The organism is Arthrobacter sp. PAMC 25486 (genome assembly GCF_000785535.1).
In the GTDB taxonomy this organism is placed as follows: Bacteria; Actinomycetota; Actinomycetes; order Actinomycetales; family Micrococcaceae; genus Specibacter.
This window is the reverse complement of sequence record NZ_CP007595.1, coordinates 3,160,717-3,174,889: the sequence shown is the minus strand read 5'-3', so window position 1 is coordinate 3,174,889 and position 14,173 is coordinate 3,160,717. Positions and strand designations below refer to the sequence as shown.

The window sequence follows — 14,173 nt, the reverse complement described above, 5'->3', positions numbered from 1 at the left end:
CGACAACCACTCCACTGATGGATGTGATCAGGGCTGACCCGGCCGGACGTCATCCGCTGGCGATCCTGCCCGTGCTTGGCCATGCGCCGCCCATGGCAGGGTGGTCCTGACGGCCACTGCCACCCGGACTGACATGTCGGGATGCAATGTGCATTCCAGCAGCTGGGCCCCGTTCTGAAGTGATACTTCTGCTGCTCTCTGGCAGGCATCTCCCTCGCTCAGTCCCCTGTACGCGTCAGCGGCCGCAAGAGCTGAGAGATCCGCCGCTGTTGCTGCCTTTGCAGCAGCAACAGCAGCCTGTCCCAGCCCCAAAACAAGGGCCATGAGCAGCAAGATGGCCAGCGCCAGGCCGACGCCCAGCACCGTCCCTGTACCCCGCTCATCCTTGACCATGATCCCCTGCCACGGTGGCTGCGGCGGGGCACCCGGGAACAACCAGAGCGTAGCCCCTTGCTGACGCCACGGCTGAAAAAGTGGCAGCCGCCAGGGCCGAGGCGTTTTCAAGCCGGGTGCTTGCCTGGGCGGCTTGCGTCCATGGCACCAGGCCGGACAACACCCCGCCCACCCGGCCTTCGACCGTGACGGTGGCAAAGCCTGCGGAGGCGCCGATCGAGGCCGTGGTGTTCGCCCCCGACACCCGCGAAACGATGGCCAAGACCTGCTCCGAGGAGTCTCCCCTGGCCAAGGCCCTCGCCCCGGCCCTGGCTCCTTCCTCCAGCCGCAGCTGCAGCAGGCCCCCCGAAACACTGAGTAGGAGCACGGCCAACAGCACCGTGATGGCAGGAAGCACCACGGCCAACTCTGCGGTCGCCGAGCCGCGCATGCGGTCCTTCTCACGAGTGGGGTTCACCGTGCACCTCCTGACTGTGGGCCCTTACGGGCGTCTAAAAGCTCAACGCGGTGCGGATGATGTTCAGCAGAAAGCCACGCACCTCATCACTTTTAAGGATGACGACCAGCAGGCCGGCGAATCCAACGGCCGCCAGCGTGGCGATGGCGTATTCTGCCGTTGCCATCCCGGCTTCCATCCCGTTCTTGGCCCACTTCGCCTCCTTCCGCAAGCCGTTTGCTGCACGCGGGCGGGCCGCGCGGTTCACCACGTGCGCCTTTTGGCTTGCCCCGGGGAAGATCTCGGTGACGTTCTGCGTCTCGAGGGCACGCTCGGCGTCAGGTGCGCTTCCGCTGGCCGTTTCAAAGCTGTTCATGTCAACTCCTTGATTCGATTGCTGGTGTTTGGCGGCCGCAACCGCCAAGCTTGGGTCAATCCACTCTCCGCCTGCCTCGAGCGCCGCAAAAGCCCCTTTTGCGGTTTAGTGGACTACTCCCGGGGCAGCGTGGCCTGTGGATGAATGAATAGGGCTACAGCGCCGGAATCATGGCCATCACCACCGGCACAACACCCACCGCGATGAACGCCGGCAACGAGCACAGTCCCAGCGGCAACACGAGCTTCACACCCAATGCCGCAGCCCGTTTCTGCGCATTTCGCGCGGCCGCCGTTCGGTAGTGCTGGGCTTGGGCGTAGAGCAGCGGGGCCGCCGAGGCGCCCGTCAGTGCACCAAAGCTCAGGGCATCATGGATTTGCGCGATGTCCCGATCAACAAGATTGCCCGCCCATGAGTCTTGCCATGAGGCACCAATCTGGAGCCCTGCCACCACCCGCAGCAGACTCTTGCGCATCGTTTCCTCCGCTACCTCGGCCACCACTTGCAGGGCGCCCTGAATGGTGAGCCCGGAGTCCAGCGCCGTCCCCAACAGTTCAAGCAGCAGCGGCACCGATACCACCTCACTGGACATGGTCGACGTGGGGCCTCCCTTAGGTGCCCCGGACCCCCTCCGCGCAATGGGACTTCGCCCCCACAACACCATGACGGCTGTTGCGGCGATGATAAATACCATCAGTGCGCCCATGGTTACCTCCGGGATGAAGTTGGGGCGGGGCCCGCAGCATGCCTGATCATCCTCGCCGACCAGAACCTGCCCACCGCTGCGAATCCGGCGCCGGCGGCAAGCACCGACCAGCCGATGGGGCTGCCCAGGAGGGCACCCAGCGGGTCAACTCCCATGAGCATGCCCAATCCCAGCCCTACCAGGGGCAGCCAGCCCAGAAGTCGGACTGTGGCGCGGGGTCCTGCGAGCGCAGTTTCCCGCTGCGCGGCAGCATCGTGGTCGGCTTCCAGGGTTCCGGCCAGCCGTTCCAACACGGCGGCCACGGGTGCTCCGCTGGCCTCGCACACCTCAAAACAGGCGGCAATGTCCAGCCACAGGCGCCGTTGCTCCGGGGTAAGTGCCCCTTGGCCTGCTGCGCCACCAACCCTGCGGATCGTGGTGGGCACCGTGTGGCAGGAGGCTCGTATGGCCGTTGCCGTGGGCAATCCCAGTTCGCTGGCCCGCTGCACGGAGATGACCAGCAGGAGTGTGGCGTCAGTATCCCTGCTGGTTCCGGGTCCGGGCATGCTGCGCGAGCCTGGGGATTCAGTGTTGGAGCGTTGTGGGCGCGGCGCTGCTGGGGAGCCGCGCGGTTTTTTGTGCACGCTGTCCTGCACCCGCTCGTGTTGCATGGCCAGGACATGGGCCATGGACTGCCAAAGGGTTGGCCCCGTGCGGCCGGCGGCCAACAGGGCCGCCAGCTGTCGCACCAGCCGTGGCAGCGCCTCCACGGGGTGAGCCTGGTGGCGTGCCCTCCTGCCGGGCGGGTCGGGGCCGCCGTCATGGGCAGCTGCCCACCATTGCCGTCCATGGAAGCCGAACAGGGCGCAGGCCGTTGCGGCGAGCGCAAAAATCAGCAGCGCAGTCATGGCCGACCCCAGGGTTGGCGTGAAAGCTCGCCTACATGTTCGGCTTCCGGGCCAAGTCCCAGTCTCGCTGCCAGCGGGGGCCAGCCAGGACCTTCGCTCAGCCCAGCCTCCCCAGCAGCCCCCGGCGCAGCCGCCCCCGTTGCCTCCCCGGTGGCCAACGTCAATGCCGGCACCACTTCGAGTCTGCCGTTGCGCAGGTCCACCACGGCGATCTCGGCAACCACCCGTTGGCCGTTGACCCGTGCCACATGGATCACCGCATCCAGTGCACTGGCACCCTGCAGGAAGACCGCCTCCGGACTCATCATGGCCAGTGCACCCAGCGCCGCCAGCCTGGCTGGGAGATCACGGGCACTGTTTGCATGAATGGTGCCGCCGCCGCCACTGTGGCCGGTGTTCATGGCCATCAGCAGCTCGCGCACTTCACTGCCCCGGCATTCGCCAACGATGAGCCTGCCCGGATTCATCCGGAGTGCCTGGCGGACCAGCTCGGCCAGGTCCACTGTGCCGGCACCCTCGGCATTTTCGTGGCGGGCTTCCAAGGTGAGGACGTGCGGATGTGCTGGCTCCAGTTCGGCCGCATCCTCTATCAGGACAAGCCGTTCCTGCGCCGGACACAACGCCAAAAGTGTTGAGAGCAGGGTGGTTTTTCCCGCCCCTGTGGCCCCGCTGATGAGGAAATTCAGCCGCCGCGCAATGACTGCGCGCAGGACGTTGGCCAGCCGCGGATCCACGCTCCCCTGGTCCACCATGTCCGCCAATGTCAGGGACGTTTTACGCTTGATGCGGATCGAGAGCAGCGTTCCCGCAGCGGAGATGGGCGGCAGCACCGCATGGACCCGATAGCCGCCATGGATTTTCACATCGACGCAGGGGCTGCTTTCGTCGAGCCTGCGCCCCCCGCTGGCAACGAGCCGCACGGCGAGCGCCCGCAACTCGGCCTCGTTGAGAAACGTCACCGCCACGCGTTCCGGGCCGGCACCGCGATCCAGCCACACCGAATTCGGGGCGTTGACAAATATATCGGTGACGGCGGGGTCCTTGACCAGGCCCTGCAGCGGACCCAAGCCGTTGAGTTCAGCTGAAATCCTCTCCATCGCCACCAGCGACCCGGCCGTGCCCAGCAACCGCCCACTTTCCCGCACCGCCGCGGCCACCTGCAGATCCGTGACGGGCCCGCTCTGTGCCAAGACACTGCGCCGCACCTCTTCAAGCAGCTGGGGATCCACCGCACCCCAGCCGTCCGCTCTTCCATGCTCGGGCCGGGCCTGGGCACTCATGGCTGGCGCCTCCCGCCCTGTCCAGTCCCGGAGGAGTCCCCTGCCAGCCACGACAGAAGGTTGGATAGCAATGTCCGCACCGTCCGGCGTCGTAATAGCTCACCCACATGCTGGGATGCGAGTGCCTCCGCCACCCTGGGCACGTGCGGAAGTTGGCCCGCCAGAGGCAGGCCGACAGTGCCGGCCACCATGGCCGCATCAAGTCCTTCACCGAGCGGTCCACGCACCACCGCAGCCAACGGCATGGGTGGCAGATGTGGCATCAGGGCCAGGGTTGCCGCTGCCGCGCGAACCTGGGCGGGCACCACGATGGCTAGGCCGTGGCAGTGCGGTGCCAAGGACGCAAGCGACGCCGGGTTGCGCGCAACGTCAACAACCACCAGCCCGTAGGCCGCCTTGGCCGCCCTCACAACCTCTCCCACAGCAGCAGGTGTTTGAGGCGGCGCATCAGCTTGGACCGAGCTGGGCCACGACAGCATGGCCACGGCGCCCAGTTGGGGCAAGGACGCGGCCAACTGTTCGGGGTTGATGGTTCCGGAGGTGCGCAATAAGTCCGGCCAGCGCAGTCCCGGAACGTGCTGCGCCGATAACGCGGTACTGAGCCCGCCGCCCCATTCATCCCCGTCCACCAGCAATGTCCGGGTGCCGCGCGCCGCCGCCTCCGCTGCCAACAAAATGGCCAAGGTGGATGCCCCGACGCCGCCGCTGGCACCGATGACCCCCACCATTGCTGCCCCGGGGGCGGGGTTTCGCAGGCGGCCCAAATAGTTGGCCAGCCACGGCGCCGATTCCGGGAGAATGGCCACCCTGTCGGCTCGTTGCTGTTCAGCCCGCTGCCACACCCGCGCGCCGTCCTGGGCAAATCCAACGATCACGGTGGGCCCGTTCCACCCCGTGAGCCCCACTTCCGGGGCGGCGATGCTGGCATCCAACAACACCGCTGCCACGTCATCCCACCGCCCGGCCACGAGATCCAGGGTCTCGGCAATGATAAGTTCGACGGCGGCTGCCGCACACACCCGACCCACGGCGCCTTGGAGCTCGGTGGCGGCAGACAACAGCAACACGGTGGTGTCGCGGCGCGGCAACCATGCTTGCGTCGCCGCGCCGCGGGGAGGCTTGAGGCGAGTTCTCATATAGCCACAGTGGACTCCCGTCGCAGCAGATGCCACACGCCTGGGTGAAAATGTGGAGATCTCGGACGGCAGGCGCGGCTGTGGAGGAATTCTTCCCCAGCCAGTGGAGAATAGAATTTATGTACGCACTGCTAGCCGCCGGCCCTGACAATTCCACTGCCGTGGTTCAGCTCAGGCACGACGACGGTGCCCCCGCCACCGCCGCCCGAACGGTGCCGCGGGAGCAGCTTGCAGACACCGTCCAGGAACTGGAAAAGGCCCACCAGCCACGCTGGGTGTGGGACCGTGCCGCCAATTGGTACCCGCAACTTCTCGCCGCACAGGTCCGGGTTGAAAAATGCCACGACCTGGCGCTGTGCCAACGCATTTTGCTGTTCTCTGAATTTGCGGCAGCCACCGATTATGCCGGGCAGGCCAATGAACTGCCGCCGGAAAACATCGCGTCTGCCCCTCCCTCAATGAGCGTTCCCAGCGGCCAGGACAGCTTGTTTGACGCCCCCGCCGCCAGCCATGTCGCTGCGGCGTGGGATCTGGACACGGTTTTCCGGGAACTGGCAGCCCAAAAAACGGCCATTCATTCCTCCACACACCCAGCCAGGCTCACACTTTTGCTCATTGCAGAATCTGCTGGTGCATTGGTCGCTGCGGAGATGCAGTATGTAGGTATCCCATGGCGGGAACACCTACACAGGAGGTTGCTCGATGATCTGCTCGGTCCTGAACCCACCAACCATGCACGCCCTGAAAAACTGGAGGCTCTGGCCGGGCAGCTGCGCACCGCCCTCAACGCCCCTTCGCTGAATCCCGACTCCCCGCAGGACCTCATCAAGGCCCTGCACCGGGCCGGCATTGACGCGAAGTCCACCCGCAGCTGGGAGCTCATGGAATTCAAGCACCCTGCCATTGAACCGCTGCTCAGGTATCGAAAACTCAGTCGACTGTTCACCACGAACGGCTGGAACTGGCTCGAACAGTGGGTCCACAATGACCGCTTCCATTCCGAGTATGAGGTGGGCGGGGTCGTTTCAGGACGCTGGGCTTCCCGGGGCGGCGGGGCCATGCAGATCCCCGCACAAATCAGGAGTGCAGCCGTGGCAGATCCCGGCTACACGTTCGTTGTTGCCGACGCCGCCCAACTGGAACCACGGGTCCTGGCGGCACTCGCCCAGGACTCGGCCATGGCCGCGGCCGGGCAGGACGCTGCCGGCCACAACAAGGACCTCTATGCCGGCATCGCAGCCCAAGGCTTCGGCGGTGATCGCGGCATGGCAAAAATTGCCCTGCTTGGCGCCATTTACGGTGCCACCACGGGAGAGTCCGGCCGGCTTGTCCCACAGCTGGCCCGCATGTACCCGCGCGCCCTGGACTTTGTGGAAGAGGCCGCCCGTGCAGGTGAACGCGGCGAACGCGTCAGCACCCATTTGGGCCGCAGCACTCCGCCTGTTTCCCAGGAGTGGCTGGCAAGCCAGCGCAGCTCCACGGCCGAGGAACAGCGCCGTGCCGAGTCGGCTGCCCGGTCCCGCGGCCGGTTCACCCGCAATTTTGTGGTGCAGGGAACAGCTGCCGAATGGGCGTGCTGCTGGCTGGCTGAATTACGACGGCGGCTGCGGGCTTTGGCGGCCGCCTCCCCCGCCACCGTGGGAACGCCCGCGCACAGCACACCGGAATTGGTGGCGTTCCTGCACGACGAGGTGGTGGTGCATTGCCCGCTCAACCTGGTGGAGGAAGTTAGCCAACTTCTCCATGCGTCTTCCCAAGCCGCAACTGAGCTGATTTTTGGGAAGATTCCGCTGGAATTTCCTGTCAATGTCGTTGTTGAGCAGTGCTACGCCGACGCAAAATAGACAACATGAAAGGCAAATAAGATGGACACCAGCACCAAAAGTCCCACGAACCCGCTTGCACTTGCCCACGGCAACAGGGGCGAGCACCCTGACATCCATTTCAGCAACGGCCGTATTCTCACGATGGACGGACCGGCGCCAGAATACGTCGAATCGTTGGTGATCAGAGGCGGCCGAATCGTCTTTGCCGGCGCCACTGAACAAGCCACTAAACGCTTCCCTGCTGCCAAAGGCAGGGATTTGGCCGGGGCGGCACTCCTGCCGGGTTTCATCGATGCACACAGCCATTTTCAAGCCACGTTTGATCTTGCGGGCAAGGCCAATGTTGGGCCTCCACCGATGGGCGGCTGTGCCAACATCGAAGCGGTGGTGGCGGCCCTGGACCAGCACCGCAGGCGCCGCGGCATCGACGCTGGCGAGTGGCTGGTCGGCTACGGCTACGACCAGGAAGCACTGACCGAAAAAAGACACATCACAGCAGCGGACCTTGACGCCCATTTCCCGGACCAATTGGTCATGCTCGTCCATGTTTCAAGCCACGGGGTTGTCCTGAATTCGGCTGCCCTGGCGTGGGCCGGCATCGACGCAACCACACCAACCCCGGCAGGGGGCGTCATCGCGCGGGTGCCAGGTTCACAGGAACCTGCCGGGCTTCTGATGGAGACGGCGTACATGGAGCTGGTTGCCTCGAAGCTGCCGACCCCGGCAGCGCAGGAAAAGTTGGCGCTGATGGATGCCGCCCAACAGGCTTACGCCTCGCGCGGATATACCCACGCCCAGGATGGTTTTGCCTCCGTCGCGGATCTCCAGCTGTACCAAGATGCGGGAGCGGCAGGACTTCTGTACCTCGACATCGCCGCGCTGGGGTCCTTCGCCGAGGCCGGACAATGGCTGGAAAATCCTGACTTCCCCACGGGCAGCTACCACAATGGCTTCAAGATTGCCGGGCTGAAGATTCTTCAAGATGGTTCCCCGCAAGGCCGCACAGCATTCATGAGCCAGCCCTATCTAACAGGCGGCCTGGATGGCCGTCCGGACTGGTGCGGGGAACCCATGATGCCCTTTCAAACGTTCGCCGCCATCATCCAAAATTGCCTCAACCACGGTGTTCAGGTGCATGCCCATGTCAATGGTGATGCCGCCATCGACCAGCTCATCCAGGCTCTCGAGCTTGCTGGCACCACCGCCGCCGATGACGCACGGACCGTGGCCATCCACTCACAATTTCAACGCCCGGATCATCTGCCAGACTATCTTCGACTGGGAATTACGCCCAGCTATTTCACCAATCACACCTTCTTTTGGGGAGACGTGCACCGGGCCAATGTTGGTGAGGCCAAGGCATCCTTCATCAGCCCCCTCAAATCCGCCATGGACAGTGGCCTGATCGTTTCAAACCACAGCGACTTCCCGGTGACAGCCGTCGACCCCCTTTTTATGATGGTCACGGCAATGACCCGCAACAGCCGCACTGGACACACCCTCGGCCCGGCGGAACGCGTCAACGCCTACCAGGCGTTGGCGGCGCTCACCACTGGCCCCGCATACCAAATCTTCGAGGAGAACCGGAAGGGGGCGCTCAAGGTTGGCATGTTGGCTGACCTTGTCATGCTCGACGCCGATCCCCTCACGGTAGGTGCGGCGCATCTCCAAGACATCAAAGTTTTGGAAACCATCAAGGAAGGTGTCGCGATCTTCCGCTGCTCCAATTAGGAAACCAGCCGTCACAAACCATGCGGCGGCAGAAAAATGAGGCTAGATCGGGGCGGGGATTTCCCGTTGCTCGTCCCAGGGCACGGCCCAGCCGAGCTCCTGGAACACGTAGTGCAGGATTCCCGCCGTGAACCCCCAAACCACCACGTCGTTGACAACGAACGCCGGGCCGCGATAGCTGTGCCCGTCACGGGCCAAGACGGCCGTATAGCGGTTTTCCGGGTCCAGCAGATCACGCACGGGCACCCTGAAAACCTGGGCTGATTCGCCATAGTCAACCACGTCGACTGGCGTTTGCCGCGTCCACCAGCCAACCACGGGAGTGACCATGAAGTTGCTCACGGGCAGGGGAACCTCAGGCAGCACCCCCAGGACCTCGACGCCGTGGGGATCCAGTCCTGTCTCTTCCTCGGCCTCGCGCAAGGCAGCAGCCTCTATCGAGGAATCCCCAGGATCCACGCCACCGCCAGGGAAGGCCACCTGGCCCGGGTGGTCGTTCAAGGTTGCAGCCCGTTCGATCAACAGGATGTCCAGATCGGCCGAAGCCAGCGGCTTGGCGGAGGCGGCCGGGACGTCGTCCAGGGCTCCGAACAACAGCAATACGGCAGCCTTGCGGGCTGTTGCGCCGTCCATGGGCAGCTGCCACAACGAGGCCCGTCCCAGCCGCATGGACTCGGGAAGCGCAGCGGTGTCCGCAGCCTTTCCGGCCAAGGCTGCCAGGTCTGAATACGCACTCACCGGCGGGGTTCCCCGGATGGCGCGTCCGCGTTCCGTGCCGCCAATTGGGATTCCTGGCGGTACGCCGCGGCATTGTCCACATCGGCGAGCATCTTGGCCAAAAGTTCTTCTTGTCCGGGCGCAAGCTCGTATTTCAGCAGCTTTGCCGCCTTGACCGGGTCAACTTCACCATCACCATAGGCGGGACACAGGTGGGCGATGGGGCAGGCCCCGCATGCTGGGTTCCGTGCGTGGCAAATGCGTCGGCCGTGAAACACCACCCGGTGCGACACCATGGTCCAGTCCTTGGCTTCAAACAACGCCGCCACGTCGGCCTCGATCCGGACCGGATCTGTGGACTCGGTCCAGCCAAAGCGCCGCGCCAACCGGATGAAGTGGGTGTCAACCGTGATGCCCGGAACGCCAAAGGCATTCCCGAGCACCACGTTGGCGGTTTTTCGCCCGACTCCCGGGAGCGTGACGAGATCATCAAGGGATCCGGGGACCACGCCGTCGTACTCATCCACCAGGCGGTTGGCCAGGGCCAGCAGGTTCGCAGCCTTGGCCCGAAAAAATCCGGTTGACCTGATCAGCTCTTCCACCTCAAGGCTGTGAGCCTGGGCCATCGCCAGCGGTGTGGGGAAGCGGGCAAAGAGTGCCGGAGTGACGGCGTTGACGCGGATGTCGGTGGTCTGTGCGGAGAGGACCGTGGCCACCAACAGCTCAAAGGGGTTGCGGAAATCGAGCTCGGCATGGGCATAGGGGTACAGCTGCGCCAGCTCGCGATTGATTTTCCGGGCCCGGCGCTTGAGTCCCAGCGCCGTTTCCTGCCCCGCCACGCTCACCTGCTATTGGCTGTCTGAGGCGCGCTCAATCCCGACGAGGTCGAGCAAAACACCCGTCTTGCCGTGGCCGTCCTGGACAAGGAAACTGTTTCCGCGGTCTTCCAGGGCCAAAATCCACGAGCCCGGCGTCAGCTTGTAAATGAACTGGCGGGTGTTCTCGTCGATAACGTTTTGCGGACGGTCGACGGCGAACCAGAACGGTTCTGCGATCACGGCAGGCGCCGCAGCCTTGGGGTCGACGGTCGCCGCAATGCTTTCCTTGGCCGGGGCCGCTGCTTCCGCGACGGCTGCTGGCGCTTGCGCGGCGGCTGGCTGGACCGCTTCGGCCTCCTGCGGTGCCTGGGCCAGCTGGGGATTGATCGTGGTTGCCGGCTCCTGCGCGGAAACCCCCTGCGAGTTCGCGGCCGGATCCCTGTGAGCAGCACCGGACGCGCTGATGCCACCGGTGTTCGCGGTGCCTTCGGCCGTATTGGTGGCACTGGCGGCCTTGTTGGCGGTGTTGGCGGCAGAGCCTGCGCCTGCAGCAGAAGTTTCGGCAGCTGGGGTGGCCGAAGACGGAGTCGCCGAAGACGTTGCCGGGGTGGCTCCGGTGACTCCGGCACCGGCGGCTGTTCCGGCAGCACCGACAGTACCGGCGGTACCAGCAGACGCACCAGCAGCTGTTCCGGCAGCAGCACCCGTCGCGGGTGAGGTAGCTGCAGCGTCAGTTCCAGCACCATCGGACGGACGCCCGTCCTTGGCGGGGGTGAAAATCTGTCCTGCTGAGGTGTGGCCGGCAACGGCGGGCCGGGAGCCTGCCCAGGCGGCAGCGCCGACCGGCTGACCGACAGCCGAATCACCCGCAGCATCCGCAGCATTCGTGGCCTTCTGGCCGAACTGGCCGGCGGCAGCGCCCGGCACAATCGGTTTGACGGCCACGGGCTTGGGTGACGCCGGGCGCTTGCCGGGAGCAACGGCGTCGCGCGCTATAACGTGGGACGGCGTTTCAGCACGGCCGGCAAAATCGGCGGCGAGCACCGGAATCCAGGAGGCGCAGGTGGTGGCAGCCATGAACAGCACGGCACCGATCAAGCCCACGAGGTAGGCGACACGGAAGTCGGTGGCGGTGCCGGCAAAGAAGAAGAAGACGGCAAACACGGCCACAACGGAGGCAAATTGATCAAGGGAGAGCGAACCAAGGCGCAGCTTGGTGCCCGGGCTGAACCGGCGGATCAAAAAGAGCGCGCCCGTGGCCAGTGGCAGGACCATGCCAATGCCGACGTAGAACAGGTTCGTGGTGTTCCACAAATTAAAACTGCCGACCGGGGTCACCACCAACGGGATCAGGGACGCGATGAAAATGATCAGAACTGAACCCAGCACCGCCAGGTCCCGAATGGTCAGCGGCCCAACGACGGCGGTGCCACCGGCCGGGGTCCCAGCGTCTGCGGTGCCTTGAGTTACTGGCGTGTGTTGCTCCGTCATGGTCTTACTCCTCATAGTCACGATGTTTCCCAGCCTAGTTACCGCAGGGCGGCAACACTAGCAAGCCACAGCTTAATCAGAATAATAGAGCCCCGATTCACAGCCGCCGGTCAGGCGACGCACAGCTCGCGACGGGGCGCCACCGTGCACTTGGGCGCAGATACGACCCCACTGGCCCCATGCGCCTGTGACGGCGAACACGTTCGGCTGCGGAAAGCGCTACAGTTAAAGATGGAACAAACGTTGTCCCTAGCAACGATTTGCGGCGGCACCACAAACAATCCAATGCTGTGGTTTGTTGTGCTGGGCAGGCGAGATTCACAGGGCAACTGCAACGAAGGAACGAAGGGATTTTAGATGTCTGAGGTTACAACCGCAGCAGCAGACCAGTCCGGTGACGCACTGGAGAACCTGCTCACGGAGAACCGCCAGTTCGCGCCAAGCGTCGAATTTGCCGCCAACGCGATCATTCATGGCGACGAATACGCAAAAGCCAACGCCGACCGCCCCGCGTTCTGGGGCGAGAAGGCCCGCGAACTCCTAACCTGGTCCAAACCCTTCACCAAGACCTTGGACTGGACCAACCCGCCGTTCGCCACCTGGTTTGAGGACGGCGAAATCAACGCCGCCTACAACGCCCTTGACCGCCACGTTGAGGCCGGCAACGGCGACCGCGTCGCCATCCACTTTGAGGGTGAGCCCGGCGACACCCGCACCTACACCTACGCCCAGCTCACCGAAGAGGTCAAGAAGGCCGCGAACGCCTTTGAAACGCTGGGCCTGGTCAAGGGCGACCGTGTGGCCGTGTACCTGCCCATGATCCCCGAAGCCGTCATCACCCTCCTCGCCTGCGCCCGCATTGGCGCCATCCACTCCGTGGTCTTCGGCGGATTCTCCGCCGACGCCCTGCGCAGCCGCGTCGACGACGCCGAGGCCAAGCTCGTCATCACCGCAGATGGCACGTTCCGCCGCGGCAAGCCCAGCGCCCTGAAGCCCGCCGTTGACGAAGCGCTTACGGCGCCGGGGCACTCGGTGCAGCACGTCGTCGTCGTCAAGCGCAACGGCCAGGACGTCAACTGGGTCGAGGGCCGCGATGTCTGGTGGGATGACACCGTCGGCACCGCCTCAACCGAGCACACCGCCGTCGGGCATGCCGCCGAGCACCCGCTGTTCATCCTCTACACCTCCGGCACCACGGGCAAGCCCAAGGGCATCCTGCACACCACCGGCGGCTACCTGACCCAGACCGCCTATACGCACCGCGCCGTGTTTGACCTGCACCCGGAAACGGATGTTTTCTGGTGCACGGCCGACGTCGGATGGGTCACCGGCCACTCTTACGTCACCTATGCGCCGCTCATCAATGGCGCAACGCAGGTCATGTATGAGGGCACCCCGGATTCCCCGCACCAGGGCCGCTTTTGGGAGATCGTTCAGAAGTACAAGGTCTCCATCCTGTACACGGCCCCCACGGCCATCCGCACGTTCATGAAGTGGGGCGAGGACATCCCCGCCAAGTACGACCTCTCCTCCATCCGCCTGCTCGGTTCGGTGGGCGAACCCATCAACCCCGAGGCGTGGATGTGGTACCGCCGCGTCATTGGCGGCAACAACGCCCCCATCGTTGACACGTGGTGGCAGACCGAAACCGGCGCCATCATGGTGGCCCCGCTGCCCGGCGTCACCAGCACCAAGCCCGGTTCGGCGCAGGTCCCGATGCCCGGCATTGCCGTTGACGTGGTGGACGAGCTCGGCAAGTCGGTGGCCCACGGCCATGGCGGCTACCTCGTGATCCGCGAACCCTGGCCCGCCATGCTGCGCGGCATCTGGGGCGACAACGAACGCTACAAGGACACGTACTGGTCGCGCTTCGATGACATGTACTTTGCCGGTGACGGTGCCAAGTGGGACGATGACGGCGACGTCTGGCTGCTGGGCCGCGTGGACGATGTCATGAACGTCTCGGGACACCGCCTCTCCACCACGGAGATCGAGTCCGCCCTGGTCAGCCACCCCTCAGTGGCCGAGGCCGCCGTTGTTGGTGCCGCCGACGAGACCACGGGACAGGCCGTCGTAGCGTTCGTGATCCTGCGCGGTTCCGCCGTGGAGGATGCCGACATCGTCACCACGCTGCGCAACCACGTGGGCAAGGAGATCGGCCCGATCGCCAAGCCGAAGACCATCCTGGTGGTCCCGGAACTACCCAAAACCCGCTCCGGCAAGATCATGCGCCGCCTGCTCAAGGACGTGGCCGAAGGCCGCACCGTAGGCGACTCCTCAACCCTGGCCGACAACACCGTCATGAACCAGATCGCAGAGTCCCTCCGCGCCTAGTTCATTGCATCTGACCCGCAGAAAACGGCGAAAACACGTCAA

General features: G+C 64.7%; 13 protein-coding genes. 3 read left to right on the top strand and 10 right to left on the bottom strand.

Going from position 1 to position 14,173, the window contains the following annotated elements; translation table 11 throughout:
• Positions 1-27 precede the first annotated feature (27 nt).
• The 7 genes from art_RS14530 to ssd all read right to left on the bottom strand — a co-directional run bounded on the left by art_RS14530 (position 28) and on the right by ssd (position 5,214).
• Positions 28-393: an Rv3654c family TadE-like protein gene (locus art_RS14530; protein WP_082000321.1), complete on the bottom strand. Its 366-nt coding sequence runs from the start codon at positions 391-393 to the stop codon at positions 28-30.
• Positions 380-850 (bottom strand): TadE family type IV pilus minor pilin, encoded by a 471-nt coding sequence (locus tag art_RS14525; RefSeq protein ID WP_216699540.1) that lies wholly within the window; start codon positions 848-850, stop codon positions 380-382. The genes art_RS14530 and art_RS14525 overlap by 14 nt, the downstream gene beginning before the upstream one ends.
• 34 nt (positions 851-884) lie before the next feature.
• Positions 885-1,205, bottom strand: a complete 321-nt coding sequence (locus tag art_RS14520) for a DUF4244 domain-containing protein (protein ID WP_038465895.1) — start codon at positions 1,203-1,205, stop codon at positions 885-887.
• Positions 1,206-1,359: 154 nt separating this feature from the next.
• Positions 1,360-1,797, bottom strand: coding sequence for a type II secretion system F family protein (locus tag art_RS14515; RefSeq protein WP_052136590.1), 438 nt, complete (start codon positions 1,795-1,797; stop codon positions 1,360-1,362).
• A gap of 116 nt (positions 1,798-1,913) precedes the next feature.
• Positions 1,914-2,798 (bottom strand): type II secretion system F family protein, encoded by an 885-nt coding sequence (locus art_RS14510; protein ID WP_052136589.1) that lies wholly within the window; start codon positions 2,796-2,798, stop codon positions 1,914-1,916.
• The gene (locus art_RS14505; RefSeq protein WP_082000319.1) at positions 2,795-4,078 is read right to left on the bottom strand and encodes a TadA family conjugal transfer-associated ATPase; all 1,284 of its coding nucleotides are present in this window, start codon (positions 4,076-4,078) and stop codon (positions 2,795-2,797) included. Before art_RS14505 ends, art_RS14510 begins: the two co-directional genes overlap by 4 nt.
• Positions 4,075-5,214 carry a septum site-determining protein Ssd gene (ssd, locus tag art_RS14500; protein ID WP_082000318.1) on the bottom strand — a complete coding sequence of 380 codons (1,140 nt, stop codon included), beginning with the start codon at positions 5,212-5,214 and terminating at the stop codon, positions 4,075-4,077. The genes art_RS14505 and ssd overlap by 4 nt, the downstream gene beginning before the upstream one ends.
• 119 nt (positions 5,215-5,333) lie before the next feature.
• On the opposite strand from ssd, the gene art_RS14495 reads away from it, so the two are divergent.
• Both art_RS14495 and art_RS14490 read left to right on the top strand, forming a co-directional pair.
• On the top strand, positions 5,334-7,058 hold the full coding sequence (locus tag art_RS14495) for a bifunctional 3'-5' exonuclease/DNA polymerase (RefSeq protein WP_038465891.1): 1,725 nt from the start codon (positions 5,334-5,336) through the stop codon (positions 7,056-7,058).
• A gap of 21 nt (positions 7,059-7,079) precedes the next feature.
• Positions 7,080-8,771 carry an amidohydrolase gene (locus art_RS14490; protein ID WP_082000317.1) on the top strand — a complete coding sequence of 564 codons (1,692 nt, stop codon included), beginning with the start codon at positions 7,080-7,082 and terminating at the stop codon, positions 8,769-8,771.
• A 42-nt stretch (positions 8,772-8,813) separates the two neighbouring features.
• Here art_RS14490 and art_RS14485 read toward each other — a convergent pair whose 3' ends face one another.
• The 3 genes from art_RS14485 to art_RS14475 form a co-directional block, all read right to left on the bottom strand.
• Positions 8,814-9,440 (bottom strand): CoA pyrophosphatase, encoded by a 627-nt coding sequence (locus art_RS14485; protein WP_082000575.1) that lies wholly within the window; start codon positions 9,438-9,440, stop codon positions 8,814-8,816.
• 65 nt (positions 9,441-9,505) lie between these two features.
• Positions 9,506-10,333, bottom strand: coding sequence for an endonuclease III (gene nth / locus art_RS14480; protein ID WP_038465887.1), 828 nt, complete (start codon positions 10,331-10,333; stop codon positions 9,506-9,508).
• 3 nt (positions 10,334-10,336) lie between these two features.
• A complete protein-coding gene (locus art_RS14475) occupies positions 10,337-11,797 on the bottom strand; it encodes a hypothetical protein (protein WP_052136587.1) in 1,461 nt (486 codons plus the stop codon).
• A gap of 357 nt (positions 11,798-12,154) precedes the next feature.
• Between art_RS14475 and acs the strand changes: the two genes are divergently transcribed.
• Positions 12,155-14,131, top strand: a complete 1,977-nt coding sequence (gene acs, locus art_RS14470; RefSeq protein WP_038465884.1) for an acetate--CoA ligase — start codon at positions 12,155-12,157, stop codon at positions 14,129-14,131.
• Positions 14,132-14,173: the final 42 nt, after the last annotated feature.